Annotated in this window: 31 protein-coding genes and 1 pseudogene; 13 read left to right on the forward strand and 19 right to left on the reverse strand. The window is 39.0% G+C overall.

Translation table 11 applies throughout. The features are described 5' to 3' along the window. Positions 1-2: 2 nt before the first annotated feature. From ACIQXN_RS02280 to ACIQXN_RS02305, 6 genes are all read right to left on the reverse strand, one after another. A complete protein-coding gene (locus ACIQXN_RS02280) occupies positions 3-1,559 on the reverse strand; it encodes a T7SS effector LXG polymorphic toxin (RefSeq protein ID WP_402961323.1) in 1,557 nt (518 codons plus the stop codon). Positions 1,560-1,884: 325 nt separating this feature from the next. Beyond that, on the reverse strand, positions 1,885-2,490 hold the full coding sequence (locus ACIQXN_RS02285) for an alpha/beta hydrolase (RefSeq protein WP_402961325.1): 606 nt from the start codon (positions 2,488-2,490) through the stop codon (positions 1,885-1,887). A 21-nt stretch (positions 2,491-2,511) separates the two neighbouring features. Then, positions 2,512-3,456 carry a ring-cleaving dioxygenase gene (locus ACIQXN_RS02290; protein WP_402961327.1) on the reverse strand — a complete coding sequence of 315 codons (945 nt, stop codon included), beginning with the start codon at positions 3,454-3,456 and terminating at the stop codon, positions 2,512-2,514. 137 nt (positions 3,457-3,593) lie between these two features. Next, complete coding sequence (locus ACIQXN_RS02295) at positions 3,594-4,577, reverse strand: ring-cleaving dioxygenase (RefSeq protein ID WP_402961329.1); 984 nt, start codon at positions 4,575-4,577, stop codon at positions 3,594-3,596. A gap of 652 nt (positions 4,578-5,229) precedes the next feature. Further along, entirely contained in the window at positions 5,230-5,883 is a 654-nt protein-coding gene (locus ACIQXN_RS02300; protein WP_402961331.1) for a 3-oxoacid CoA-transferase subunit B, read from the reverse strand. Positions 5,884-5,907: 24 nt separating this feature from the next. Further along, positions 5,908-6,609, reverse strand: coding sequence for a CoA transferase subunit A (locus ACIQXN_RS02305; RefSeq protein ID WP_402961334.1), 702 nt, complete (start codon positions 6,607-6,609; stop codon positions 5,908-5,910). A gap of 239 nt (positions 6,610-6,848) precedes the next feature. Here ACIQXN_RS02305 and ACIQXN_RS02310 point away from each other — a divergent pair, with 239 nt between their 5' ends. Next, complete coding sequence (locus ACIQXN_RS02310; protein ID WP_402961336.1) at positions 6,849-7,400, forward strand: DUF2975 domain-containing protein; 552 nt, start codon at positions 6,849-6,851, stop codon at positions 7,398-7,400. Between the two features lie 9 nt (positions 7,401-7,409). Continuing rightward, positions 7,410-7,616, forward strand: a complete 207-nt coding sequence (locus ACIQXN_RS02315) for a helix-turn-helix domain-containing protein (RefSeq protein WP_402961338.1) — start codon at positions 7,410-7,412, stop codon at positions 7,614-7,616. A gap of 751 nt (positions 7,617-8,367) precedes the next feature. On the opposite strand, the gene ACIQXN_RS02320 is transcribed toward ACIQXN_RS02315, so the two are convergent. Both ACIQXN_RS02320 and ACIQXN_RS02325 read right to left on the reverse strand, forming a co-directional pair. After that, the gene (locus ACIQXN_RS02320; RefSeq protein ID WP_402961340.1) at positions 8,368-8,919 is read right to left on the reverse strand and encodes a GNAT family N-acetyltransferase; all 552 of its coding nucleotides are present in this window, start codon (positions 8,917-8,919) and stop codon (positions 8,368-8,370) included. A 23-nt stretch (positions 8,920-8,942) separates the two neighbouring features. Beyond that, on the reverse strand, positions 8,943-9,455 hold the full coding sequence (locus ACIQXN_RS02325) for a GNAT family N-acetyltransferase (protein WP_402961342.1): 513 nt from the start codon (positions 9,453-9,455) through the stop codon (positions 8,943-8,945). 129 nt (positions 9,456-9,584) lie between these two features. Here ACIQXN_RS02325 and ACIQXN_RS02330 point away from each other — a divergent pair, with 129 nt between their 5' ends. Continuing rightward, positions 9,585-10,019, forward strand: coding sequence for a DUF2383 domain-containing protein (locus ACIQXN_RS02330; protein ID WP_402961344.1), 435 nt, complete (start codon positions 9,585-9,587; stop codon positions 10,017-10,019). Positions 10,020-10,077: 58 nt separating this feature from the next. On the opposite strand, the gene ACIQXN_RS02335 is transcribed toward ACIQXN_RS02330, so the two are convergent. Further along, entirely contained in the window at positions 10,078-10,749 is a 672-nt protein-coding gene (locus ACIQXN_RS02335; RefSeq protein ID WP_402961346.1) for a nitroreductase, read from the reverse strand. Between the two features lie 797 nt (positions 10,750-11,546). Between ACIQXN_RS02335 and ACIQXN_RS02340 the strand changes: the two genes are divergently transcribed. The 3 genes from ACIQXN_RS02340 (at position 11,547) to ACIQXN_RS02350 (ending at position 12,674) form a co-directional block, all read left to right on the forward strand. Then, the gene (locus ACIQXN_RS02340) at positions 11,547-11,966 is read left to right on the forward strand and encodes a hypothetical protein (protein ID WP_402961349.1); all 420 of its coding nucleotides are present in this window, start codon (positions 11,547-11,549) and stop codon (positions 11,964-11,966) included. Between the two features lie 222 nt (positions 11,967-12,188). Beyond that, positions 12,189-12,482, forward strand: a complete 294-nt coding sequence (locus tag ACIQXN_RS02345) for a hypothetical protein (RefSeq protein WP_402961351.1) — start codon at positions 12,189-12,191, stop codon at positions 12,480-12,482. Beyond that, a complete protein-coding gene (locus ACIQXN_RS02350; RefSeq protein ID WP_402961353.1) occupies positions 12,483-12,674 on the forward strand; it encodes a helix-turn-helix transcriptional regulator in 192 nt (63 codons plus the stop codon). 116 nt (positions 12,675-12,790) lie between these two features. On the opposite strand, the gene ACIQXN_RS02355 is transcribed toward ACIQXN_RS02350, so the two are convergent. Genes ACIQXN_RS02355 through ACIQXN_RS02370 form a run of 4 tightly spaced genes read right to left on the reverse strand, consistent with a single transcriptional unit; the run spans position 12,791 to position 15,066 of the window. Next, positions 12,791-13,135 (reverse strand): hypothetical protein, encoded by a 345-nt coding sequence (locus tag ACIQXN_RS02355; RefSeq protein ID WP_402961355.1) that lies wholly within the window; start codon positions 13,133-13,135, stop codon positions 12,791-12,793. Between the two features lie 58 nt (positions 13,136-13,193). Next, positions 13,194-14,012, reverse strand: coding sequence for a GNAT family N-acetyltransferase (locus tag ACIQXN_RS02360; RefSeq protein WP_402961357.1), 819 nt, complete (start codon positions 14,010-14,012; stop codon positions 13,194-13,196). Positions 14,013-14,069: 57 nt separating this feature from the next. Further along, entirely contained in the window at positions 14,070-14,444 is a 375-nt protein-coding gene (locus ACIQXN_RS02365) for a peptidylprolyl isomerase (RefSeq protein WP_402961359.1), read from the reverse strand. A 19-nt stretch (positions 14,445-14,463) separates the two neighbouring features. Further along, on the reverse strand, positions 14,464-15,066 hold the full coding sequence (locus ACIQXN_RS02370) for a hypothetical protein (RefSeq protein ID WP_402961361.1): 603 nt from the start codon (positions 15,064-15,066) through the stop codon (positions 14,464-14,466). Between the two features lie 186 nt (positions 15,067-15,252). Here ACIQXN_RS02370 and ACIQXN_RS02375 point away from each other — a divergent pair, with 186 nt between their 5' ends. The 3 genes from ACIQXN_RS02375 (at position 15,253) to ACIQXN_RS02385 (ending at position 16,558) form a co-directional block, all read left to right on the forward strand. Next, positions 15,253-15,567 (forward strand): ArsR/SmtB family transcription factor, encoded by a 315-nt coding sequence (locus ACIQXN_RS02375; protein WP_402961363.1) that lies wholly within the window; start codon positions 15,253-15,255, stop codon positions 15,565-15,567. An 81-nt stretch (positions 15,568-15,648) separates the two neighbouring features. Next, the gene (locus tag ACIQXN_RS02380; RefSeq protein WP_402961364.1) at positions 15,649-16,077 is read left to right on the forward strand and encodes a DMT family transporter; all 429 of its coding nucleotides are present in this window, start codon (positions 15,649-15,651) and stop codon (positions 16,075-16,077) included. 13 nt (positions 16,078-16,090) lie between these two features. After that, the gene (locus tag ACIQXN_RS02385; protein ID WP_402961366.1) at positions 16,091-16,558 is read left to right on the forward strand and encodes a DMT family transporter; all 468 of its coding nucleotides are present in this window, start codon (positions 16,091-16,093) and stop codon (positions 16,556-16,558) included. Between the two features lie 330 nt (positions 16,559-16,888). Here ACIQXN_RS02385 and ACIQXN_RS02390 read toward each other — a convergent pair whose 3' ends face one another. Then, positions 16,889-17,215, reverse strand: coding sequence for a YrdB family protein (locus tag ACIQXN_RS02390; RefSeq protein WP_402961368.1), 327 nt, complete (start codon positions 17,213-17,215; stop codon positions 16,889-16,891). Positions 17,216-17,340: 125 nt separating this feature from the next. On the opposite strand from ACIQXN_RS02390, the pseudogene ACIQXN_RS02395 reads away from it, so the two are divergent. Beyond that, positions 17,341-17,539 (forward strand): annotated as a pseudogene (locus ACIQXN_RS02395) (DUF3885 domain-containing protein); the annotation flags it as partial. Between the two features lie 228 nt (positions 17,540-17,767). Here the strand turns inward: ACIQXN_RS02395 and ACIQXN_RS02400 are convergent. Then, positions 17,768-18,148 (reverse strand): DUF4183 domain-containing protein, encoded by a 381-nt coding sequence (locus tag ACIQXN_RS02400; RefSeq protein ID WP_402961370.1) that lies wholly within the window; start codon positions 18,146-18,148, stop codon positions 17,768-17,770. Positions 18,149-18,305: 157 nt separating this feature from the next. Between ACIQXN_RS02400 and ACIQXN_RS02405 the strand changes: the two genes are divergently transcribed. Then, positions 18,306-18,656: a DUF4183 domain-containing protein gene (locus tag ACIQXN_RS02405; RefSeq protein ID WP_402961372.1), complete on the forward strand. Its 351-nt coding sequence runs from the start codon at positions 18,306-18,308 to the stop codon at positions 18,654-18,656. A 223-nt stretch (positions 18,657-18,879) separates the two neighbouring features. Here the strand turns inward: ACIQXN_RS02405 and ACIQXN_RS02410 are convergent, their stop codons facing one another. Then, on the reverse strand, positions 18,880-19,419 hold the full coding sequence (locus ACIQXN_RS02410) for a GNAT family N-acetyltransferase (RefSeq protein WP_402961374.1): 540 nt from the start codon (positions 19,417-19,419) through the stop codon (positions 18,880-18,882). Positions 19,420-19,780: 361 nt separating this feature from the next. Between ACIQXN_RS02410 and ACIQXN_RS02415 the strand changes: the two genes are divergently transcribed. Further along, a complete protein-coding gene (locus tag ACIQXN_RS02415; RefSeq protein ID WP_402961376.1) occupies positions 19,781-20,374 on the forward strand; it encodes a hypothetical protein in 594 nt (197 codons plus the stop codon). 71 nt (positions 20,375-20,445) lie between these two features. Here the strand turns inward: ACIQXN_RS02415 and ACIQXN_RS02420 are convergent, their stop codons facing one another. Next, the gene (locus tag ACIQXN_RS02420) at positions 20,446-21,180 is read right to left on the reverse strand and encodes a glucose 1-dehydrogenase (protein WP_402961378.1); all 735 of its coding nucleotides are present in this window, start codon (positions 21,178-21,180) and stop codon (positions 20,446-20,448) included. A gap of 115 nt (positions 21,181-21,295) precedes the next feature. Next, positions 21,296-22,048, reverse strand: a complete 753-nt coding sequence (locus tag ACIQXN_RS02425) for an SDR family NAD(P)-dependent oxidoreductase (RefSeq protein WP_402961380.1) — start codon at positions 22,046-22,048, stop codon at positions 21,296-21,298. Between the two features lie 607 nt (positions 22,049-22,655). Between ACIQXN_RS02425 and ACIQXN_RS02430 the strand changes: the two genes are divergently transcribed. Continuing rightward, positions 22,656-23,924, forward strand: a complete 1,269-nt coding sequence (locus ACIQXN_RS02430; RefSeq protein ID WP_402961382.1) for an MFS transporter — start codon at positions 22,656-22,658, stop codon at positions 23,922-23,924. Between the two features lie 66 nt (positions 23,925-23,990). Here the strand turns inward: ACIQXN_RS02430 and ACIQXN_RS02435 are convergent, their stop codons facing one another. Then, complete coding sequence (locus tag ACIQXN_RS02435; protein WP_402961384.1) at positions 23,991-24,476, reverse strand: MarR family winged helix-turn-helix transcriptional regulator; 486 nt, start codon at positions 24,474-24,476, stop codon at positions 23,991-23,993. Positions 24,477-24,479 lie beyond the last annotated feature (3 nt).

Below are 24,479 nucleotides of genomic sequence, written 5' to 3' on the forward strand. Positions count from 1 at the left end.
ATTTAATTAAAGGGATAATGTTCCTTTGTACCTTCTACTTTTCCAGTACGAGGTTTATCCGCAGGTCTAACATTATAATGCGGTCCTTGCCCACCTTTTACATGACCTGCTCTATGGTCTTGAATTATTATCTTCTCCCCAGAGTTATTTGTATAATGGTATTCTCTAGTCATTACAACCTTTCCTTTGCTATCTTTGATGACATGCCCGCCTTCATGTTCTGCAGAACGCATAGGCACTCTTTCAATTTTTTCAGGTTGTTGAGACCTTGGAATATTAGCATCTCTTTTCGCTTCATTAAATGCACCATTTCTACCTGGAGGATTACTTGTACTCCCAATACTGGCATTAATTCCTTTACCATTCTTCATGACACTGCCCAGGCCAATTATACCTGCGAGGGTGAAACCTTCTTCTCCTCCGGAATATTCATTGCCTAAGAGGTCCTTTCCGGTTAAATAGCCATTTGCTTCGTTCGCACTGGTTAGACCATAGAGTCCTTTTTCGGCTTGAGCCATCCATTTCATTGAATCAGCTGTTTTATAGGCACTCATTGCATGCTCTGCAGCATTCATTGTTTTGGCTGTTTTATAAATCGCACTTCCGCCTTTGATAGCACGCCCAGCCCAACCAACGATGGGGATAAATCCGGCAGCGGCCATCGCACCCGCGGCGATTCGTTCGGCTTCGGAGAGTTTACGGCCTGTGACGGGATCGACTCCCGTTGTCGCTCTTACTGAATCATAATACCCCGTGATTTCCCCTGTAAAGGTTTTTGTCGCATCCCAAGCTTTTTCATACCATGGGCGTTTCTCGAGTTCTTCCATTTCCTTTTCGAGTTTCCGCGCTTCTTCTTCTTGCTTCTTGAAGTCCCGGTATCCTTGCATGTTCTCGGCCACTTCATCCTTCACTTGATAAGCTTCACTCGCTTGAAAGGCGCTTTGGTTGAAGTTCATCGGGGAAACGGTGCCATCCTGACTCGTGGCTTCAAGTAAGGCTTGGAAAAGGCTAACAGCAACGCTTTCCTGTGCTTCGCTCACTTGGTATTCTTCTACTAATTTATGATCTACTTCCTGCACTTTCTTGATGGTATCGTTCTTTTCTTTTTCCGCCTTTTCTATTTTCTCATGAAAATCCTCTTGATCGAACACCTTTAGTGGAAGGATATCATCAATGGTCTGAAAAATCTTTTGGAGATCGGTGGACTGCTGGTTCACCATGGATTTGGCATTGGTGAGGCCATGGGTCACTTCTCCTTCTAAAAAGGGCACCTCGACCACAGTCTCGCCGGATAAGTCTGCATCTTCCAAAATCGCCGGAATGCCTTTTAAAAAGCTGATCTGTGTAGTGAATAATTCGATCCAGGCATTGGCCACCTCTACTTGTGCCCGGTAAAAGTTCTTGATGGCTGTAGCCCCGGATCCGGCCAGTTCTTCATCCAAGTCGACGATTCCCTGGAATTCCTTTTTCAGTGTCTCTACTTGCCCCAATAGCTCTTCATATTGCTTGGCCCGTGACTTGACCGCCGACTTCAATGGCTTCGCTTCAAAGATCGTCATAACGGCTCATCCCTCTGTAGGAAAAGGGGGACGGTGCTTTGTAAAAAATAAATCTGAGCTTTCTCCTGTTCTATCTCCAAAAGAAACACCTCATTAATATTGGTATATTTTTCATATTATATAATTATAAGGAAGATAGTCAGGGAGATAAATAGGGATAAATATGCTAATTACCCGATTGACCAGGATATAATACTCACTCATCCACGAATATCACTAAGACTTTATACCCTCTCCGCATATAATTTCAGATAGGGATAGAGGGCAATAATAGGCCAAACACAAAAAATCCACCATACAAATCGTAGGTGGATTTCTTGATTGATTAATATTTTTCTTGATACCACTGTTTCGCGGCATTCACTTCATTCATCGTTAATTGATGTCCATGGTTCTCCCATTGTACATCGACCGAGGCATGTGCCGCTTCTAGTAATTCTTTAAGGTCGATGGATTCTTGCTGTGGACAAATCGGGTCATTGACTCCGGCTGCGATGAAGACGTTCGTACCTGTTAAATCAGGTAAAGCGATTCCACGTCTTGGCACCATCGGATGATGTAAAATTGCTCCCTTCAAGGCGTCTTTAAAGTGAAATAATAAGCTCGCTGCGATATTCGCTCCATTAGAATAGCCGATTGCAATGATATTTTGACGATCAAAGTCATAGGTAGTGGACGCTTCATCGAGGAAGCGATTCAGTTCATTCGTACGGAAAATCAAATCCTCTTCGTCAAAAATCCCCTCCGCCAAACGTCTAAAGAATCGGGGCATCCCGTTTTCCGATACATTCCCTCTTACACTTAGTATAGAAGCTTCTGGATCGACGATGTCAGCTAGCGGAAGCAAGTCATTTTCATTCCCGCCCGTTCCATGTAAAAGCAGTAAGACTGGTTTATTCGGATTCGTTCCTGGTTTAAAGATATGCTTCATTCTATATTCTCCCTTTCCTTATCATTTCATTTTATTGGGTGGTACTTGAATGGGAATCAATGATTGTACGAGATCCTCACGTTGTTGCTCGAATTGTGGCGGCAACATAAGTTTCGTCCCCATCGTTTCAGGACTTTCGTCAATCGCGAAACCTGGCGGGTCGGTCGCGATTTCGAATAGAATCTTTCCTGATTCACGGAAATAAATTGCATCGAAATAGTTGCGGTCCTTCACTTCGGTCACGTGCTGTCCATGATTCATTGCATATTCTTGCCATTCCAAGTGGTCGGCTTTGTCGTTCGCACGCCATGCGATATGGTGCACGGTACCGGCACCTATTGTACCTCGGTTTCCTGTGACCATTTTCAAATCGATGATATTGCCGATATCAGCTGAAGCTTTGAACCGTGTATAATCGCCTTCAACACCCATCATTTCCAGACCTAACACATCCGTTAATGTAGCGGCCGTTTCATCCGGTGCACTTGAATAAAGGGTCGCGCCTCCGAATCCCTTTATCGCCACTTCCCTCGTCACATCATCGACTGCCCATGCATTCCCTTCGCCCGCTTCACGAGCGACGAGTTCAAGGTGAAGCCCATGTGGATCGTCAAATTGTAAAAACGTTTCGCCAAAGCGCGTCACTTTCTCAAACTCCACATCATATTTCCGTAACCGTTTTTCCCAAAAATCAAGGGCCCCTGTTGGCACGACGTATGACGTCACACCCACTTGTCCATCGCCAATCCGCCCCTTACGAGCATTGGGCCAAGGGAAAAAGGTAATGATGGTCCCCGGATTTCCCCCTCCGTCAGCGAAGTATAAATGATACGTGCTCGGGTCATCGAAGTTTACCGTTTGCTTCACCAAGCGTAAGCCCAGTACACCTGAATAAAAATCTATATTTTCCTGCGGATGGCCGACAATGGCGCTTATATGGTGAATCCCTGCCGTCTGTTTTTTCATCTTCATTTCCTCCCTATTTTAGATGAATACTGAGCACATAGTTCAAACAAACTGATTTAACCCATTTGCTCAACATTCTTCTTTTTTAAAACACACCATGTACACGTACTCCATGCACATGGTGTGAACAGAACTGCTTACAAGTACTCTTTCTCCATCTTCATCGTACTGCGAACCGTATCGATTGGGCGGACCATCTTCTCGATTTGTTCACGCTTCGGCTCCAAGAACGGAGGCAAGGAAAGGATTTCACCCACTGTTTCATATGGCTCATCGCCCATGAACCCTGGACCGTCCGTAGCCCATTCAAACAATATGCCAGGTGCGACCCGTGCATAAAGCGATTCAAAGAAGAAACGGTCCACATAGCCGGAAGTACCGAATCCGAAACTTTCCATACGATCGATCCATTCCTTCAACACGCTCGTATCTTCCACCCGGAAGGCTGCATGGTGCACCGTACCGAAGCCTTGGCGTCCACGTGGCAAGAACGTATTATGCTCGACGATGACTTGTGCCCCATTCCCGCCTTCACCGACTTCAAATAAATGATAGGTTCCTTCTTTGGCGATTTCACGGAATGCCATGACTTTCTCCAGCACTTCTTTAAAATAGTCAAATTGGTCAACCCGGACATGAATCGGTCCCAATCCTGTAATCGCAAACTCGAGTGGAATCGGCCCCTTTTGCCATGGTGTTCCAGAAGCCACTCCCTCATTCAACTCGTCTGAGACTAATTGATACTGTTGGTCGTCGAAATCCACGAATGATAAAGACTTTTTCCCGAAAAGATCCTGAATGCCTGTATGTTTCACCTGTAGCTTGTCAAAGCGCTTGACCCAATAATCAAGGGCAGCATCTGTCGGAACGCGGAATCCCGTTTTGAAAATCTCATTGGTACCATGCGTCCCTTTTGGAATGCCCGGAAAATCGAAGAATGTCATGTCCGTCCCGGCACTTCCTTTATCATCGGCGAAGAATAAGTGGTACGTTTGAATATCATCTTGGTTCACCGTCTTCTTGACCAAACGCATGCCAAGTACGAATGTGAAAAACTCATAGTTTTTTTCTGCACTGCTTGTAATGGCTGTTACATGGTGAATTCCTTTAATGTGATTCATCAGCTTTCTCCCCTTTTCATCGTAAAAATTTTATCTTTAATTCGAGATATTATATAAAAAATAATGGTTGTTCTTATTTAAAATATTTTTAATTCGAGATAATAATATCATAGATCTATCTTCCGTGCAAATGTTTCGTACAAGCTGTTTTCGTATAGATTGCGGTTTTTTTGACCTTAGTGATAAAAAGGGATGGCAATCATTCATTGCGGTCCTCTTTTTCAATAGGGTGTCGATTTCCATTCCAGGTCTTTCGATTTCCGCGGGCGGGCGGTGAGCCCCCAACGCTCACGCTCTTGTGGTGTCTCACCTGACCCTCACCTCCCGCAGGAGCCTTCAACCCTTCCACTGCAATCTTTGCATCAAGACTGGGTGGGGCGGGAGTTAAAACCTGCTTGACAATCAAAAAGGGGGTCGATTTCCGTTCCCGGTGTTTCGCTTTCCGCGGGCGGGCGGTGAGCCCCCACAGCGCTCGCGCTCTTGTGGTGTCTCACCTGACCCTCACCTCCCGCAGGAGTCTTCACACCTTCCACTCCAATCTTTGCATCAAGACTGGGTGGGGCGGTCAGAAGATCCTTCCTACAACGCAAAATCCTAATCTTCCCTTTATCGTGCAAAGAGAAAATTAGGATGGAGCTACAACACCAACCTTTTAGTTTCTAGCCAAACATTCCGGCGAGACAGTAAAATGGGCTTCCGTCTTCTCTTGCACGTCTTCTATGGAAACATCTCCTTGCATCTCGATCAGCACCATTCCCTCAGGGGTAAAATCAAACACGGCAAGATCGGTAATTAATCGGTGTACCACCTTTTGTCCAGTCAAGGGCAGGGTGCATGCTCTTTTAATCTTCGACTCTCCGTGTTTGTTCACATGCTCCATGATCACGACTACCCGATTGGCCCCGTTAACGAGGTCCATCGCTCCGCCCATTCCTTTGACCATTTTCCCGGGAATCATCCAGTTGGCCAAGTCCCCCGTCTCAGACACTTCCATTCCCCCAAGAATAGCAAGGTCGATATGGCCGCCGCGAATCATGGCAAACGACTCTGCACTATCAAAAAAGGTCGATCCCGGAACGGCCGTGACCGTTTCTTTCCCCGCATTGATCAGATCCGGGTCCACTTCCCCTTCGACTGGATACGGACCAATGCCAAGCAAGCCGTTCTCCGATTGAAGCAAAACATTGAAATCATCCGGAATCTCATTGGCAATGAGTGTCGGCATACCAATGCCCAGATTGACATTCATGCCATCTTCTATTTCCATAACCGCCCTTTTTACGATAACCATACGTGTATCCTTCATTATCAACACCCCATTCCCTATAATTTATCCTTGTGCAACCGTCCGCCGTTCGATTCGTTTTTCATAATTCGTCCCAAGCAAGATCCGCTGCACATAAATGCCTGGTGTATGAATTTCATCCGGGTCCAACTCACCTGGCTCGACGATTTCTTCCACTTCCGCAATCGTGATCTTTCCGGCCGCTGCCGCAAGTGGATTAAAGTTTCGTGCTGTCTTGCGGTACACAAGATTCCCGAGCGTATCGGCTTTCCATGCCTTCACTAGGGCGAAGTCCCCGACAATTCCTCTTTCTAATAGATATTTCTTGCCATCAAACACCTTCGTTTCCTTGCCTTCTTCAATGGGTGTGCCGACGCCCGTAGCTGTATAAAAACCGGGAATGCCCGCTCCTCCAGCCCGAATCCGCTCAGCCAATGTGCCTTGGGGCGTCAATTCCACTTCCAACTCCCCGCTCAAATACTGCTGTTCAAATATTTTATTTTCCCCCACATAAGAGGACACCATCTTCTTGATCTGCTTATTCTGAAGCAACAGCCCAAGACCCCAGTCATCGACGCCACAATTGTTACTGACAACCGTCAAATCTTTCGTTCCCTGCTCCTTCAGAGCCTGGATGGCATACTCCGGAATGCCCGAAAGTCCGAAGCCACCCACGATTATAACCGAACCATCCTCGATATCTGAAACCGCTTCCAAAAATGAGTTCATCACTTTTCCTTTTTTCATATGGTCGCCCCCCTTGGTTATCACGAATATAATAATTATTTCACTTGTTTAAATTTTACAATGATATCCCCTATAAGTAAAATACTTAATGAAAATGGCTAGAATCATAGAAAGAATGGGAGAAAATTCACAGACAAGTATAGTAAACAATAATTTTTTATCGATAAACAATAAATAATTATTGTTTTTAACTTCCTATCATGGTAAATTATGACTAGAAATCATTAGGAGGTTACTTTATGAAGAAAACAAATATGTATCTTATTCTTTCTTTTGTGATGAACATGTTATTTTGGATTACCGTCGTCATTCTATTTCTAGTAATAGCGGCTATATCAGTTGTCAGCATTGATTCTAGCATTTTACAGGAAAAAGGTAATCTTCAAATGCATATAGGCGTTTTTGATTTTCATTTAACGGAGGTTAGCCCATATCTTGCTTTGATGAAGGGTATTTTATTCGGGATTGGCGGAGTATTTTCTGCGGTTATGTTTTGGAATTTCAAGGTTTTATTTAGAAATACGGGGAATGGACAGTTATTTGTCAGAAGTAATGCAAAAGCCATTTTCACGATTGGAACGATTATGTTAATCAGCTCTTTAGTTAGTAATATCCCTAAAGTCTATGTAGCTAATAAAGTGGCGCCACGGATTCATCTGACACATGGAAATCTTGATATTGTTTATTCAGTAAATACCCCTTTATTATATTCATCCATCTTCATTCTTTTGCTTGGCGTTTTCTTTAATAAAGCCATCAAAATCGCAAAGGAAAACGAACTTACCATATAGGAGGTCACGATGATCCGAATACATTTAGACGTCATGATGGCCAAAAGAAAAATGTCATTAAATGAACTAGCCGATAAAGTCGGCGTAACCAAAAGCAATCTATCCATCCTCAAAACCGAAAAAGCAAAAGCGATTAGATTTTCAACACTGGATGCGATTTGTGCAGCCTTGGAATGCCAGCCTGGAGATATACTGGAGTATACTTCAGAAGATTAATCTGTAACGGTGACTTCTCAATAGTGAGGAATTGCCCATTCATACAAAGAGAGGGATTGTTGGCCGTCCCCCCCTTGTATGGAATTAATAGCTACATATAAAGAATCGGGTAGGGCGGCGATGCCTTTCCTTTTTTCACTAAAATGATGTGCCAGTTGGTTCGCTTTCTGTTCTTTCTTTTCGGATTCTTTTGGGATGAGGGGTTTTCTGCAGGTATTGCAGCATATCAAATATATAGTGCAAGTAACTCAGCTAAAGCAGATATGAAAGAAGCTTATAATCTATTAAAATAAAGGACAGATTATTTATATGATATTATTACAAGGTTTTCTAATTAGTGCAGTGATTGTGTTATGTTTATATCAAATTATTGAAAAAAAACAAAAAAGCAAAAAAACTAGACAATCTTATTACTTTGTACTTTTCTTATTTTTCTTATTGTTGTACTTTTTTAATGGAGTAAATTAATGAACGAACTTTACTAACCTTGACAAACTCGATTAAGTTTTTTGTCAGGGTTTTTATAATGTTAAGGGAACAGTACTTTATAGTAACCCAATAAATCTATGCAGTTTGCAATTTTCATCATTAAAGAATGCTATTCGTTTAGCCAGAAGATTAATAAAACTAAAATTGATCAAGGTGACGAACCATTTAGTGCTTCATCGTTTGTCTTCATTTATTCACTCCTCTTTTTAGGAAAAATTCTATGCCCATAATGTCAGATATATTGGTAATCAAAGGTTTCATATTATTGATCTTGTTGTATATATGTAATCTTATAATAGTCTTCTCGAAGCATGGCCATAATCACTTCATCGGAGTATGTATCGTTATAATAGAGGGATTGCCTCAGTATCCCTTCTGTTTTAAATCCTGCTTTTTCGTATGCTTTTATCCCACGTATGTTATGGGAGAATACCTCTATTTGCAAACGATTTAATGTAAGTTCCTCAAAAGCAAATGTTTGTGCAAGTTGGGTTGCTTCAGTTCCATATCCTTTGTTCACGTTATTTCTACTATGTAGTGATATTCGAAAACCTGCCTTTTTATTGTCTTGATCAATCTCCAAGAGAGCTAGGTCACCTATGATTTCATCATTCTCCAATAGGCAAATGGCAAAATCATACCGTGTGGGGTCGCTGCTAAACTGTTGATAACTTTTGATAATGTCATCAAGAGTAAATGACTTACTCGTACCGGTCATATATAAAAACTCTTCATCCTGACAAGATCTATAAATACTGGCCATATCATCATCTTTAATGGATCTTATATACACATTTCTTCCCTCCATCACCATATGGATTCCTCCTTCTATTATTGTTATTCCTTAGTCCATGTATAGTTTATAAAGTTTACTTTTTGTCCATTGAACGCAAATGGCTCACCAGTAGTAACGACCTTCTCAAATCCATTCTTCTCCAACACTTTTTGAGAAGCTATATTATTTGTTGTTGTTTTTGCTTGGATGATCTCGATTTTTGGATCGAGATGGGATTCTACTAATAAAGCTAAGGCCTTACTGGCCATGCCTTTTCCAGTATGCTCTTCACCAATACGGTAACCAAGATGACAAGATTTTAGATTCTCATCATAATCAACTACGTTTATTCTTCCTACAATTCTATGTTCTTTATCTTTAATTAAATAGAATCGCGATATTCCTTGAAGTTGTTCATCAAGTAAAGCATCAAGCCTCTTGTTGAAAATCTCTGGAATGTAATACTCATCTCCACGAGTGGGTACCGTTTCTTCAAAGAAAACTCTATTTCTAAGCTCAAATTCAAGCAAATTTTCCGCATCACTTTTTTGCAACTCTTCAATAAATATAGACATCAGTCAGCCCCCATTCTATCTGTAAGTTATTCTACTAATCAAAGAGTAATCCTCCTTCCACATACTCCAAGTAATATTTCTTACTTTAAATGGAATAATAAAAATGAATAATATAAGGGAGTGATGGGATTGGATCAAGAAATTACGATCAAGACACTGAACAAATTCCTACAGGGCTCATACATGGGCATTCACGCCTATGAACGCTTTATTAAAAAACTGCAAAATTCCACATTGAAGGATTCGTTTATTGCCATTCAAAAAGACCAGAAAAATCATGCTACCCTTATTTCAGAGAGAATTCAGAAACTAGGTGGTACACCCGTAACGAGTGAAGGCATAATCGGTAAGATGGAAGCTGGCATTGTAAATGTAGTGGAAAATTACAATTCAGAGGAAGAAATCATAAAACATGCGATCAAGGGGGAAAATCTATACGGGATAAAAATGTCTGAGAAGCTGGTAAGAGATAAGTTAGATGAAGAAAGTCTGAATCTAGTCCATAAAATCCTCGATAAAGACCGGGAGCATGTGGATTACCTTAAATCTCTTTTGCATTCATGAAAATAAAGTCTAAAAGGGCATAATCCATACTACTGGATTATGCCCTTTTCTGGTTAGATCATGTATGGAACGTTACATTGGTTTCAATAGGGTCGCGTCCCACACGAATCTTATTAACTTTTGCTTCTTGATCAGGATAACCAAAGGAAATGCCAAACAATAACTTCATGTCATCGGATACGCCTAATACTTGGCGAACCGTTTCAGCGTGAAATCCCAAGATGGTCTGTGGAACACTTCCTATCCCACGTGCTGTCAAGGATAATAGGAACGACTGGGCATACATGCCAATATCAGAAGCGACACGTACATTGTCTCCAAATGAAGGCATGAATAGGAACGCAACATGCGGGGCATCGAAGAATGTCAGGTTGCGCAACACTTCATTTTGACGAGCTTCATGATCTTCTCTAGCTATCTGCAATTCCCCATAATATGTTTGGGCCTGTTCTATTTGTCGTTCAGCATAGCGGCCATAATAATCTTTTAAATCAAAGGTAAAATCAGGCGTGATTTGCCCTTGTTCTCTCGTATGTAAGAGGGCTTTCTTCAATTCTTCTTTCTTTGCACCTGAAACGATATGAACATCCCAAGGCTGAGTATTGCAATTCGATGGGGTAGCTTGAGCATCCTCTAGAATTTCACGAAGAACTTCTTCTTCAACGGGTGTAGAAAGAAATTGACGTATGGAACTACGATTGCGTATCACTTCTTGAAAAGATTGATTCAACAAATACCTCTCCTTTATTATGAACTTCCAAAGCTCGTTAATTCTTACAAAAGAACCCTGTATCGTTCATACTAAATTAGAATTCACTTATTCTCAAATATCCTGTTTGAGGCTTTATCGCTTACAGTCCATTTTGTCTATTGGAAGCAGCTTATTAATATAGCGGACATATACTCTATCAACAAAAAAAGCACCCTAAGTGGTTGCCTAGACTGTAGACAAACTCGGGTGAAAAATGTGTTTGTCATTGTGAACGTTGATTTCCACTTCAGGCACTCGCTTTCCGCGGGCGGTCGGGAAGCCTCCTCGGCTTCGCCTGCGGTGTCTCCCCTAGACACGCATTTCCCGCAGGAGTCTCGTACCTTCCGTTCCAATCCATTTTGCGTTTTCATTAAGTGAAATCTATTATATATTCGAAGTATTTCGCGGGCAAAAGAGTATAGGTTGGATGACTAATCTAAGGGAATTTTTTCAAAAAGGTCGATGCCCTTTTGTCGACAAACTGAGCGCCCTAAGAGGGTGCCTTCCATTCAGTATGTAATACTTTAAAATTCACCTTCAAAATACTCCCTAACATCCATCGTCATCAGATCCAGTTTAGACTTTGTCTGCTTCTTCGGGATACCATAATGCTTTTCAAACTTGCACATCTTACAAGAACAATTCAGTTTTCGTTGAATCGATTTGTTCCGTTGACGCCTTCGGATCAGGTACTGTTGACAGACACGATAGACTCTTTCTCTCCTTTTCCTGATTCAAAACCCTTTACATAAAAAAAAATATTAGGATAAAAATATATGAAAAGGAGTGATTATCGGTTGTTATATAAAATAGGTGTTGTTATTTTATTGTTTTCCTTAACTATCTCAACTACAAATAATGCACAAGCTCAATCATTATCTAATCAAAATCAAAAGATTGTTTTTGAATATACACCTAATTACGATCGTTTATATAGCTTTTTGAACATAACTGATCAAGAATATACAAGTTCATTCAAGGCAGGAAAGTCTATGGCAGAAATTGCTGAAAATCAAGGCGTTTCAAAACAATCTTTAATTAATTTTTTATCAAACGAGATGATTGCTCAACTAGATAAACAGCTCAATGAAGGCAAAATCAACAAGGAAACCCATGAACATATTAAAAGTAATTTAAACGGTACTATTCAACATGATATTAATTACAGATTTCAAAAACCTAATTCAAAACCTTAATGATTGAAAAATAAAGTTCAACAAAATAATGAAATGGAAAAGAGCTGCGAGATAGTCAATAAAAGTGACTATTACTCGCAGCTCTTTTTGAGATTAGGTATTTCGAGGATGATAGTTTCTGAAGAAATCACAAATAATGTAAAAACATTTTGACATTCTTGAAGACCGTGCTACAATAAAAGTGTCAAATTCTTTTTACATTTTGATAAGGAGGAAACTAAAATGGATTGGGTTAAACTTGTGTATTCAATCATATTGTTAGTTTGCGGAATTGTGATTTTGGTTGCATCATCTTCTAAAAAGGGTGATGAAAGAAGGAAGTTTATCAACACGAAAGCTCAATCCTATGTATTTATTGTAGTCACAGCTGTGCTCATTATTGACGTTGCAGAGTCCATTTATCGAACGATCCTGGGGAATACTCAAGATGGGATATCGCCATTGGTGTTTCTGACCTTGATCCTAATTATCTATTTGTTGACATTACTAACTTACAGGAAAAAGTATGGTGATTAAATGCAAAACCACATTAAGGCATTAAGAAAATCAGCTAAATTATCTCAAGACGAACTGGCTAAACTCTGTAAGGTGTCTAGACAAACCATTAACGCCATAGAAAATGACAAATACGATCCCACTTTACAATTAGCTTTCGACATAGCCACTGTATTGAATACCACAGTAGATGAGCTTTTCATCAATTCCTAATAGAACTTTTTGAATGGACCTCACAACGAGGTTTTTTTTATTCTTAAACCTCTGTAGAGTCCTTTGAAATAAGCATTTATAAATTTGACCTACGAAAACAGCCAATGAAGAAGATCCTAACTGACATTCAGGAAAATCATTACTGATAATAAAACAAGTATGCATATACTTTTCATTTTACTTTCCACCCACGTATAGAAAATGGAAAGAATCCCACCCAAAATCAATAAAATAATACCGATGACTTTCATCGTGCTTATGGAAAATAAATTCCCTACATGCATCAAGAAGGAGGCCATTACCATAAAGCCAATTGTGGTGATAAAACGCCTTGAACTGAAATCGTAGATGACTGATTTCTTATCGTCCATATCCATCTTCCAGTATGCTCTGGCTACCATAAAAATAGGCACTGTCCACATGATGATAAAAGTTACAAGAGAATCTTTATCTACATTCAATAGCTCTCTCTCCCATTTAAACTGGCATAAAGAAAAGCAATCTTATAGACTGCAAGACTCATCCGTCTGACTCACTCATTACTTTAAAACCATATTCACGGATCTCGCTAATACTTTTCCCGCTTAGAAATGCGTGTCCCATCGTTAATTTAGCCACTGTTTGAAATCCATACTTCGCATACACTTTTTCTATGGATTCATTGATTGGGAAAACCCAAATTTTTTTGAGCCCTCTCTTTTGCACTTCTTTTTGTAAAAATTGTATCAACTCACCTATCAGGCCCTTCCCTCTAAATCCCTCCAATGTAGCCACACTTTCCATTCGAGCTTGTTCTCCATCTTCAAAAATGCAAGCCGTTGAGCAGGCTATCCCATCGTACCGAAGAAGATAATGTGTAAAAGAAGGATGATTGAATTGTTCTTTAAAGACCTTCTCAATGGATTCTTTTCCTCCAAACTCTGTAATACTACTTTCCACTTCTACAGCTTCCTGATAATTTTCAGCTGTAACGATTTCAATCATAATTCTATTATTATTCTGTATGTTAATCACTTGGTTATTCCACAATTGAATAGGACTAACCAATTCCTCATATCCAAAATTTCTTGTTTTTAATTCATTGATGAGATTTTGTTGGCCTTCAATATTATAGATATAGAACCTAGGTATAATCTTTTTAGATTGATAATAACTGATGACTTCATCTACTACTGACTGTGGATGTAAACACTTATCGATAATGTGAGCGTGATTGGAGTCATAATAATTTGGTTGGTTTTCATTATAAAATAACGTTCCCCACGAAGTATCCATTCGATGTGAGACCGTTTCTAAGTATGTACGCTCAAGCAATAAAAGTTCTTTTAAATCCTGCATGAAATCCCCTCTATTCCAAAAATAAATTCCGATAAAATGAATTACATTATAAATATTTCAATTAATTATAACTACATCAAACGGTATCGTTTCTTCATTAACTAACACAAGAAGTTCTTTCGGTTTACCATTGAACGTTAATTTATAGACATGTTGAATGACTACATCATCATCTTCTTTCGGTACATTTAACTTTATTTTTAATGTATCCCCTTGTTCCTCAAGCCCTGTAATGACTTTACCTTTTGACTGAAAAACGACATAAGCCGTCTTTTCTCCTTCATTAATTAACTGAAGTCTACTTTCAGAGTCAATTGCATCTTGTACCTTATCTGGTACAACTTCTAATTCGCTAATACTTAATTCCGATTTATTAGAGTTACAAGCTGTTAAAAGAATGGATACGAATAAGATTAATACTATTTTTCTCAATGTTTATCTTCCTTCTTTTTCATAGAATCGTTCTACTACGTGTATTATCGGATTGATTACTTTTGAATTTTTCTTTCTCATCCAACAGAATCAAACTAATAAGCCCTGTATTTACTACTCCTATTAATCCATAAAACCATAAAGGTACTATGATAGTCTCATACCATGTTCCATTAATGACGTATACGCCTATGGCTATTACTAGTGCATTGATAATTAATATCAAAATGGTCCTCTTTCCAATAAAAAAAGGATATAACCTCCAGATAGCTATAATTAAAGTAGCTATACTCAACATAGTTAAAGACATAATTGCCATGGAACGGATATTTTCTTGCATCTGGAACACTTCTGCTGTCAAAAAGGATTTTGTAAACAGATTGGTAATAAAATAAAAACCTGTTAGATAAATGGAGCTAGCTAAAAATGTGATAGGAATCCATTTTAAATAGATCAGTAATGTGCTTTTACCTTTACTTGAATGTTTTCTTTTTTCTTGGATAGATTCGGCAATGGGTGTCACAATCAAAATGAATAGGAGTAAATACAAATCCTGTGCAGGAAGTTCACCTTTAAAAATATCCAATAAAAAAAAGAATGCATCCTTTAATTCCATTAACATTTAATTAGCCCAACCCCTTTTCATTTTATGTTTACTTACTTTACGAAAAGTTTAGGCATAGGTTTCACCTTTATGGATTCATTTCCAATATAAACCTTTTTAAAATAAAACAGATTATAGTTATAATAAGAGTATTTTTTTCTTCTAGTTTGACATATCGGGAAATCTAGATATAGAATGACACACATGGAACCTATTGATGTATTCAAGGCGTTATCAAACGAAACAAGACTTCACATTCTAGCGTGGCTAAAGGAACCCGAGAAGCATTTCCCGAAACAAGGTGCCCATCTACCAAAGGAGGTAAGTTATAAAGGTGGAGTATGTGTTGGGGATATTCAGGAAAAAGCCAAGGTTTCTCAATCAACGGTTTCTAGCTACTTAAACATGATGCAAAAAGCTGGTCTTCTTGAATCGATTCGTCATGGTCAATGGACATACTATAGGCGGAATGAAGAATTCATTCAACAAATGGGGAATTATTTTAGAACGGAGATCTAATTATTTTGATTTCTGTTTTTTTTCGCTTTATTATATCTATTTTTCTAGATAAACAAATATATAAAAGAGGAGAAACTTTCTATGCGCTTTATATCTTATATACTAGCTCTGTTAGCTGGAGCAGCACTTAGCTTTGAAGGAGCGATCTATGCTGAATTAGGAAAGACGGTTGGACAATTAGAAACAAGTTTTTATAACTTCTTTATGGGCTCTTTAATCATGGGGTTATTGTGGCTATTTTTTGGTAAAGGGCGGATTTCCTATACATTTGAAGCACCTAAATGGTCGTTACTTGGTGGTGTCTTGGGAGTTGTTTATTTAACCTCCATTGTTATAAGTGTGCCACACGTAGGTGTTGGTATCACAATGGTTGCGGTAATTATCGGACAATTAATCATGAGTATGGTCATTGAACATTTTGGGTGGCTAGGTAGTAAAAAAACTAAAATTAATAAAGAAAAGATTTTTGCCGTTATTTCCATGATCATTGCACTTATATTAATCAACTAGGAGGTATACAACGATGGGATTATTTATGATTTTATTTACATTTTTAGGCGGAATTACATTAAGCGCTCAATCATCTGTAAATGGCTCGTTGAGTCGAAAAGCTGGAACACTCGAAACAACTCTTTTGACCTTTCTCACTGGAACCATGTTTCTCACGATTTTCATTTTATTTTTTGGTAAGGGAAATGTGCTTGCCCTACTAGATGCACCGAAATGGCAATTGAGTGCCGCATTTTTAGGCACGATGTATCTACTTCTGACTGTCATGGCCGTACCGAGAATCGGGGTCATTGGGACTACCATTTCTGGTATAGCTGGCCAACTAGTAATTGGTTTAATTATTGATCATTTTGGTTGGTTCAATAGCTTAGTCATAGAATTAGATAGTAAACGTATCTTTGCATTACTATTTATGCTTATTGCCCTTTATTTCATCTATAAGGGAAATAAACGCTCAAACCAAGAGACTGAAGCACTGTAAAACCATTCACAATACTGAATCATAGCATATGAAGTGACCGAAGTGGAGCCTGATAGAAGTATCTCAGGCTTTTATTTCGGCTTATCTGCTTATCAAGTACATTTTACGATATGGTTACAGAGAGTCCTAGGTTATATTCAAGGCTCCTTAATGAAATACTGCCCGAAAAAGCTGCCTGAAAGACATCTCTGTTTATCAACCAATGCCCATGTTAGTACTAGAAAAATATCTTATAGTTGACACAAACAGTGCAGTAAAAGAGAAGAAAATAAATTCCCAAAAGATATGTGTAATTGCTGTCTGGTCTCCCAGGCGACAAAGTAGATTTTATTATTGATCCCATATGTATAACAGAATAAGATTTATCACCACTATAATTGCGTAAATAATTGCTAGAGTTGGTTTTCCGGAAGAATATAAAGCTAATGTTGCTAAACCAAAAATTAATAATTCCAGTAATATTCGAAGAAATACTTGGGCTGGTATTGGGGCAGCTGGGGAACCAAACACGCCCCATATAATTGCTATAAGCATAGGTGAGCCTATACCTAATACCAACTTCTTTAGAATACCTTGACTACTTTGAAAGCCCCAATAAGTAAAAAAAACTAAGGCACATACTTCTAAAATAAAACGAAGTGCTATGTTAATTACCATAAAAACCATCCTTAATATTTTCATAAGTATTTCTCATTTAGAATATACCATATTTTTGAAAATGATTTTCGTTTTTTAAATGGTTTCAAGAGAAAATTCATGAACAGTACGAATAAATAGTTAAATATGTTCCATTGTTAAATGCAATTTGTAATCAAGACTTAGATTTTAAAACCGAGTATTTTCCATAGAATTTACTTTATCAACATCAATAGGAAAACCATCTTTCATGTTTACGATGACAGAGGTTGCGATTTGTTGGCAACTTCACCTGCTACAATAATAGATATCTATAATAGATACAATGACTGGATTTTAGACTAAGACAGACCTGAAATTGATAAGGTATTTAACTGAATTTTGTTTAAAGAAAACGCCCTAAGGAAGCGTTTCCCATTTTTATATTGAAAAATCAACATTAAAATTTAACAGAGGCTAAAAATTAAGAAAGTTGCTACTGAATTACAGGATAAGTACTGTACATTCGACACATACTGCGAAGGAACGATTAAAGACCCCTGAATAAAATATCTTCAGAAGCCTCCAATGGGATTACGTAATAATAGTTGTATCGCTTGTTGGGGCAAAATTTGTAATAGCTAAAACAATAGGAGTATTTTGTTCAATTGTTGATCCGGCAGGAACAGTTATTACTAATTGTCCTACTCCTGTACCTCCAGGAGTATAGGCTAATAAATCTTCCATCTGTAGTGCACCGTTAACATAAACATTAAAGTAACTATTATCTGCTGCTAAAGCTGGAAGAGTAGTAGCATTTGCTCCCGTATCAGTCCAGAAGTCCCCAACAGCAATTGTTAAAGACCCTGCACCTGTTACAGTAGCAGCAACTTCGTTAAAGAACCTTTCAACAGTTGGGGACGTGTTAACAGTTGAATTTGCAGTAATCGCAAGTTTCATTATTTTAAGAGGCAATCTAACCCCCCCTTTCTACGTTTTAATTATTTTATGTAGTTTGTTTTTGTTTGTATAGACATTCATGATAGAAAATCATAGATCAAGCACATTTTGAAGAACTTATTTATAAAATGTTGAATGGTGATATGTAGAAAGGGTTAGGGGCGAATAAAAAATGAAGAATGAAAAGAATACTTGTAAAAATAATTTAACTAAGCCACTTCTAACAATCCCAATGATACCTTCAAAAGAGGTTCGTTATCGCCTTCCTAAAAAAGTGGAAGTGTTTGAGTATTATACAATTTCAAATGGACATTGCAGAATTTATAAAGAAGAAGATGGAATCAAAGAATTAGGAAAGCAAGTTATATTAGATCCTTGCAAGGTATCCTACATGAATCTTTTTATAAACGGAGTATTGCAACCTAAGGAAAACTACGAGGTACAGAGTGGAGTAATTATGTTGAAAACAGAAGACGTGCCAACTAAAGGAACACCAGTGATCCTTCAAATGTTCAAAGTATGAATTGAAACGTTTCATCGTAGATTAACTTTATTCTGCTGAAAAAAAGGACAAGTCTTTTGAGAAAAATATTAATTTATTTTATTGGTTAGCCGCACAAAGCAAAAGTACCGTCTTCTAGTTCCACAACATACCTTACAACATACTTCATACCCTAATCAATAATCCTTGTACTATTTTTTCCATTCACTTGTCCATACAGCCTTGATCAATAACTAGTGTTCCATTAAGAATTCACTTCCCATTCCTCTCTCAAAATTCCCATTCGGATCGAGTCGTAAAATTCCCCATTATATAACCTACATTTTCTAAGTCTTGCTTCCATGGTCATCCCTAGCTTCTCACCGAGTTTAATCATACGTTCATTTCCAGACCAAGTTGTATATCCTACCCGGACCAATGGTAAAGTTTGAAACAAGTGGTCAATCCATAGACGAAGAGCTATAGTGCCATAACCACCACTCCATAAATCTGGAGTGTAAATGACTATCCCCATCTCAAGCCAATAAGATGGTTCATGCTCCCAATAGTAACTAACTGTTCCAACCACCTCTCCATTCACTTCGATTGCCCACCGATTATCTTGATCCACATAGTTTTCTTTTTGGGATACAAATTCATCAAATGGTATAGGTTTATGTTCAAAGTAAGGAGCATCCCATTTTTTCCACTCAGGAGATTCATCCTTATAGATTAACTCCCATAGTCGATGTATATCTTCCTCATTAATGGGCCGAATCATTAATCCGTTTTCCTCGTAAGACATCGTTTTTCCCCCTATTCCTTTCACTATTTCTATATTCATATATTTCTGTATCTAACCTGTTATCTCCTCCTTCTTCCTCACCACATCCATAATAATTGTATTGACGGTAATGGATTGGAAGAAGGGTTTTGAATTTTACATCCCGAATATATTCCTTAGTCAAACTAATATTCTATTAAAAAACTTTCTGGGAGAGATTTATATTTCTTTAAAAGTAGGAAAAAGGGAAACTGTCCACAGATTCGGAGAAGTACAATCTATCTATTGTATTACGTACAAGTAACTGATGAACAAAATGGCAAGATGGTCAACAAATTCGAGTTTTCTTGGTAAAACGACCATAAAGACTGGAGGACATTCTTTGAAAAAGGGCTTCTTCGTTTCCTGCATACTACTCTTGATCGTACTTTCTGGCTGCAATCATAAAGACAGTCTAGCCACGATTTCAAGAGCTTCCGATTCTGAACATGCAAATACGTTTAAAGAATTGAATATAGGGGAACTGTTTGAATTTGATTTAACATTAAATCATGCAGATAAGACTTGGGTGACTATTTGGATAGAGAAGTACGAAAATGGCAAAAAAGACACTCAACCGCTTTTGGAACTCTCTTATGGTAGAGGCCCTGGTAAAGTACAGGAAGGAGATATTGGATTTGGAATCATACATACGGATGATGCGCCTTTAGGTTTTCTTTATGCACCAAATGTTAATATAACTCCACAAGAAATAGAAAATATACGTTCTGTGGGTGTGTTTACTGGATGGGACTATGCCATTGAGGAGGAAAAGATCGCATTAAAAGAAGGAAAAACGCAATTATTGGGTGCGTACCGGGTATCTAAAGGAAACTCCATACGGACATACGATTTACATGAAGAACATGAAGTGAAGAAGATGATTCATGATGATAAAAAGGTGTTTTTACTTAAAATCAAAGTAGATGAGCTCTGAAATCAGGTTAGATTGCATGCAAAAAACGCCGCGATGCACATTGCGGCGTTTTTTGCATGATAGGGTACGGATTAACGAGCAGTCATACCGCCATCGATAACGAATTCAGAACCTGTTGAGTAAGAAGAATCGTCTGAAGCAAGGAATAATACCATGTTTGATACTTCTTCCGGTTGCGCTACACGGCCAAGTGGAATGTGTTTAGCGAAAGCTTCAACAGCCGCTTTTGTATCTTCTTGGACAACCATTGGAGTTGCGATAACACCTGGGTGTACAGAGTTAACACGGATATTTAACTCAGCTAATTCCATAGCAGCCGCTTTCGTCATACCACGTACAGCGAATTTCGTATCTGTGTAACCAATCGCACCTGCAACTAGACCATTCATTGAAGAAACGTTTACGATTGAACCGCCACCAGCTTTTTGCATCGAAGGTAAGACAGCTTTCATACCTAAGAATACAGAAACTTGGTTGATCTCAACGATACGGCGATAGTCTTCAACCGTAGCGTCCATCATTTTCTTAGCCATTGTAATACCAGCGTTGTTCACTAATACGTTAACTGGACCGAATTTCTCTTCGGCAGTAGCCACGACATTTGCCCAATCTGCTTCGTTTGTTACGTTTTGTTTTACGAATAATGCATTTTCGCCTAGTTCAGCGGCAGTTGCATTCCCTTTTTCTTCGTTTAAGTCAGTTAATACGACTTTAGCGCCTTGTTCTACGAATAATTTAGCATGTGCGGCACCCATACCTTGAGCTGCACCTGTGATGATTGCGATTTTACCTGATAATCTTGCCATGTTAAAACACTCCTTAAGTTGAATTACTGATGTATTTTTCTTGAAAGATGTATGTGTTGTTTAGCATGTGCTTCTTCTGCAAATTTTATATCGGTATGGAAGCACGATTGTTTAATTAGTAGAGCATGATCGAACCACCGTCAACCATGAAGGTTTGACCAGTGATATACTTGGAATCTTCAGAAGCTAGGAATACGGCAACGCGACCGATATCTTGTTCTGGGTCACCAAATTTGCCCATCGGGATACCTGCTAATACTTCGTTGTAGTATTCTGGTTGAGCTTTAGCCCAAGCCTGCACTCCTTCTGAATTGGCAATTGGGGAAATTATGTTGGCAGTGATGCCTTCTGCACCGAACTCGTTAGCCACTACACGTGTAACGCCACGGATCGCTTCTTTTGCGGCAGCATAAGCAGCTTGTGTTTTGTGTCCTTTTATACCTGCGCCTGATGCAAAGTTGATGATGTTTCCTTTCGTCTCTTTCAAGTGAGGGATTGCCGCTTGCATCAAGTACCATGTTGGGTAGAAACCTGTATCCATGCATAGAGCTAGATTCTCTGGAGTTGTTTCTAAGAATGGCACTTGTTTAGCAGCCTGTGCATTGTTTACTAAAACGTCTAGACGGCCATATTTGGCAACGACTTTTTCCACTATGTTCTTCAAGTTCGCATGATCCGTTAAATCTGCTTGAATGAACATGGATTTTGGAGTAATTTGTTGTAATTCTTCAGCGACCTTTGCACCTGTTTCAGGGTTTACGTCCACTGCTACGATGATAGCGCCTTCTTTTGCCATCGCTCGTCCCATACCTGCACCAATACCACCGGCACCACCAGTGATGATAACTACTTTATCTTGTAATTTCATCGTTCATCCACACTCCTTAGTTTGGTTTCATTTTTCCGTCTAACGACTTCAAACGCATAGCTTTTACTCTTTGTGATTCATTGAGCTAACGACTTTACTACTTACAAGATAATCCTTTGTTTATAAAAAGGCAACTACAAAGGGTCCCGCATGCGACATGTTTTTCTAGAACAAGTTAGACACGCTATCTTCAGCCCTTGTCCCCACCCCTTCCGAACTAGTTGAAGAGGGAGTCTACCCACCACAAAAGAAATAACCAAAACATAATATACAATATTTTTTTGGTTAATGATACCTTAAAACGAAAATTCGCTTTTTTATGTAGAAATATTATATATCATTCGAATTGAAATAAAAGATTCCCATTTTGAAACTTTTGTTGCATAATAATCTTGTCTCTAATTGTTATGCGCCAAAAGTAATAAAGATATAACTATTTGTGCATATTACTCTTGTCACTCATTATGCGCCAATAGCTATTTAATATAACTGTTGTCATTGATGCGAATGACGAACCATTATATTCGCTTTAACTCTAAAACCTTAAGCCGGTTTTAATACTTGACGTTGCATACATCTAGAAGAAAACAAAAGGGGTTTTACGAAGATGACAAACAAGTCAAAAAAGGGAATTCATTATGCTTGGGTCGTATTGTTAGGTGTTGCGATTATGATGGGCTTTGCTCGTGGTGGTCTTAACAACGCAACAGGTTTATTTTTAACGCCTGTTTCAGATGATCTTGGCATGAGCTTATCCAGCTTATCTCTATATGTATCCATCATGTCGATCGTCACAATGGTTTTCTTGCCGTTTGCTGGTAAGTTGATTGCAAAAGCGGATATCCGCATTATTCTAATCGTAGGGGTTATTTTACATGCTGGCGCATTCGCGGCAATGGGATACATGAACAATGTGTGGGGCTGGTACGTTCTTGCGGTTCCGTGTGCAATTGGTTACGTGGTCGTTGCCCAAATCACCGGTCCTGTTATCATTAACAACTGGTTCAAGAAGTCAAAAGGGTTAGCCCTCGGGATCATGATGGCGACAGTTGGTGCATTCGGAGCATTCATCTCCCCATGGATTGGGAATTTGATCGCGAATAAAGGCTGGCGTTCGGCTTATACTACGTCTGGTTTAACATTAGGTGTAGGTGCCATTATCGTGATTCTGTTATTCGTCCGTTTTGCTCCAGGTAAAAAAGGTGCGTACGGGTCTGATGAAATAAACGCAGAAGACACAGAAGCTACAACTGTAAATGCAGATGCACAAAAGGGGATTGCATCTTCCATTGCAAAAAAATCACCGGCGTTCTTTGCCTTGATGGCGTTCTTCTTCTTCTTGACATCCGTTGCTGCGTTCGCACAGCACGTACCGACTTTTGCCATTACCAAAGGCTTTGATACAGCATTTGGTGGTACGTTAATGGGATTATTCATGGTTGGTTTATTGATTGGTTCGTTAACATTCGGCTTCTTGGCTGATAAGATCGGGGCAAAAGGTACGACATTTGTCGCCTTGATTTCCGGTTTAGTCACGTTCGTATTGTTCCTGTTATTCGGTGAGGTTAAAGCCATGATCATGCTTGGGGCCATCATTTTTGGTTTCTTATCATCATCGATCGGTACATTGGGACCTCTCCTTACCATTTCATTATTCGGTAACAAAAACTATGCAGACATTTACGCAACCGCATCTGTAGGTTTAGCGGTTGCAGGTATCGTCGCGTTACCACTTTACTCAGTCATTAAGGATTTAACGAATTCTTATAACATCGTATTGATTGCCATCATCGTTATGATCGTTATCTCCATGTTATTAGTGACAGTTGCCTTTAAGCAAAAAGATAAATTAGTGAAAGCTGGTCATTGGAACTAATGGGCTAGAGTCACGCAAAAAAAGGTTGTACACAGACATTTCTTCGTCTCTGTACAACCTTTTTGTTTATTTACTAAGAAGCTTATGTAAAAGACGGTTAAAGGTCTCCACTTCTTCTTGAGTCAATTTACTTGTATGAACCTGACCTCTCTCGTTCACTTCTTTCGATAGGACCTTAAGTAATTCGACCCCTGAATCCGCTAAGTTCACTAACACTAAGCGACGGTCCAGTGGTTTATACGAACGAAAAACGAGCCCTTTTTTTTCAAGTGTATTGGTTAAGCTGGTTACCGACGAAGGAGCTAATTGCAATCGTTGTGCGATAATTCTTGTTTCACTCGGTCCGAAAACCCACAGTATATACATCATTAGCATGGCCGTCCAAGATAGCTTGTGCTTCATTAAAAGTTCTTTTTCAATATCATGGCGTACAAGTAAAGAGGCGCTATACAAATCGGAAATGAGCAAACTTGATGAAGCATCAAATGCGTTTCCATGTTGTTTAGCTAAAAATTCTTGTACTTCGCCAGCGTTTTTTACATACTTCTCCAAAAA

This window comes from Peribacillus sp. NPDC097295 (assembly GCF_044761665.1).
Lineage (GTDB): Bacteria > Bacillota > Bacilli > Bacillales > DSM-1321 > Peribacillus.

Excerpts from the sequence above, each read along its gene's own strand:
- ACIQXN_RS02320 (WP_402961340.1), bottom strand. The coding sequence starts at position 8,919 with ATGGTGATGGAGGGAAGAAATGTGTATATAAGATCCATTAAAGATGAT.
- ACIQXN_RS02315 (WP_402961338.1), top strand. The coding sequence starts at position 7,410 with ATGATCCGAATACATTTAGACGTCATGATGGCCAAAAGAAAAATGTCA.
- ACIQXN_RS02285 (WP_402961325.1), bottom strand. The coding sequence starts at position 2,490 with ATGAAGCATATCTTTAAACCAGGAACGAATCCGAATAAACCAGTCTTA.
- ACIQXN_RS02410 (WP_402961374.1), bottom strand. The coding sequence starts at position 19,419 with ATGTCTTACGAGGAAAACGGATTAATGATTCGGCCCATTAATGAGGAA.
- ACIQXN_RS02280 (WP_402961323.1), bottom strand. The coding sequence starts at position 1,559 with ATGACGATCTTTGAAGCGAAGCCATTGAAGTCGGCGGTCAAGTCACGG.
- ACIQXN_RS02420 (WP_402961378.1), bottom strand. The coding sequence starts at position 21,180 with ATGGCAAGATTATCAGGTAAAATCGCAATCATCACAGGTGCAGCTCAA.
- ACIQXN_RS02310 (WP_402961336.1), top strand. The coding sequence starts at position 6,849 with ATGAAGAAAACAAATATGTATCTTATTCTTTCTTTTGTGATGAACATG.
- ACIQXN_RS02305 (WP_402961334.1), bottom strand. The coding sequence starts at position 6,609 with ATGAAAAAAGGAAAAGTGATGAACTCATTTTTGGAAGCGGTTTCAGAT.
- ACIQXN_RS02295 (WP_402961329.1), bottom strand. The coding sequence starts at position 4,577 with ATGAATCACATTAAAGGAATTCACCATGTAACAGCCATTACAAGCAGT.
- ACIQXN_RS02360 (WP_402961357.1), bottom strand. The coding sequence starts at position 14,012 with ATGCAGGATTTAAAAGAACTTTTATTGCTTGAGCGTACATACTTAGAA.
- ACIQXN_RS02425 (WP_402961380.1), bottom strand. The coding sequence starts at position 22,048 with ATGAAATTACAAGATAAAGTAGTTATCATCACTGGTGGTGCCGGTGGT.
- ACIQXN_RS02430 (WP_402961382.1), top strand. The coding sequence starts at position 22,656 with ATGACAAACAAGTCAAAAAAGGGAATTCATTATGCTTGGGTCGTATTG.
- ACIQXN_RS02325 (WP_402961342.1), bottom strand. The coding sequence starts at position 9,455 with ATGTCTATATTTATTGAAGAGTTGCAAAAAAGTGATGCGGAAAATTTG.
- ACIQXN_RS02300 (WP_402961331.1), bottom strand. The coding sequence starts at position 5,883 with ATGAAGGATACACGTATGGTTATCGTAAAAAGGGCGGTTATGGAAATA.
- ACIQXN_RS02390 (WP_402961368.1), bottom strand. The coding sequence starts at position 17,215 with ATGGTAATTAACATAGCACTTCGTTTTATTTTAGAAGTATGTGCCTTA.
- ACIQXN_RS02350 (WP_402961353.1), top strand. The coding sequence starts at position 12,483 with ATGCAAAACCACATTAAGGCATTAAGAAAATCAGCTAAATTATCTCAA.
- ACIQXN_RS02385 (WP_402961366.1), top strand. The coding sequence starts at position 16,091 with ATGGGATTATTTATGATTTTATTTACATTTTTAGGCGGAATTACATTA.
- ACIQXN_RS02340 (WP_402961349.1), top strand. The coding sequence starts at position 11,547 with ATGAAAAGGAGTGATTATCGGTTGTTATATAAAATAGGTGTTGTTATT.
- ACIQXN_RS02345 (WP_402961351.1), top strand. The coding sequence starts at position 12,189 with ATGGATTGGGTTAAACTTGTGTATTCAATCATATTGTTAGTTTGCGGA.
- ACIQXN_RS02290 (WP_402961327.1), bottom strand. The coding sequence starts at position 3,456 with ATGAAAAAACAGACGGCAGGGATTCACCATATAAGCGCCATTGTCGGC.
- ACIQXN_RS02380 (WP_402961364.1), top strand. The coding sequence starts at position 15,649 with ATGCGCTTTATATCTTATATACTAGCTCTGTTAGCTGGAGCAGCACTT.
- ACIQXN_RS02375 (WP_402961363.1), top strand. The coding sequence starts at position 15,253 with ATGGAACCTATTGATGTATTCAAGGCGTTATCAAACGAAACAAGACTT.
- ACIQXN_RS02405 (WP_402961372.1), top strand. The coding sequence starts at position 18,306 with ATGAAGAATGAAAAGAATACTTGTAAAAATAATTTAACTAAGCCACTT.
- ACIQXN_RS02370 (WP_402961361.1), bottom strand. The coding sequence starts at position 15,066 with ATGTTAATGGAATTAAAGGATGCATTCTTTTTTTTATTGGATATTTTT.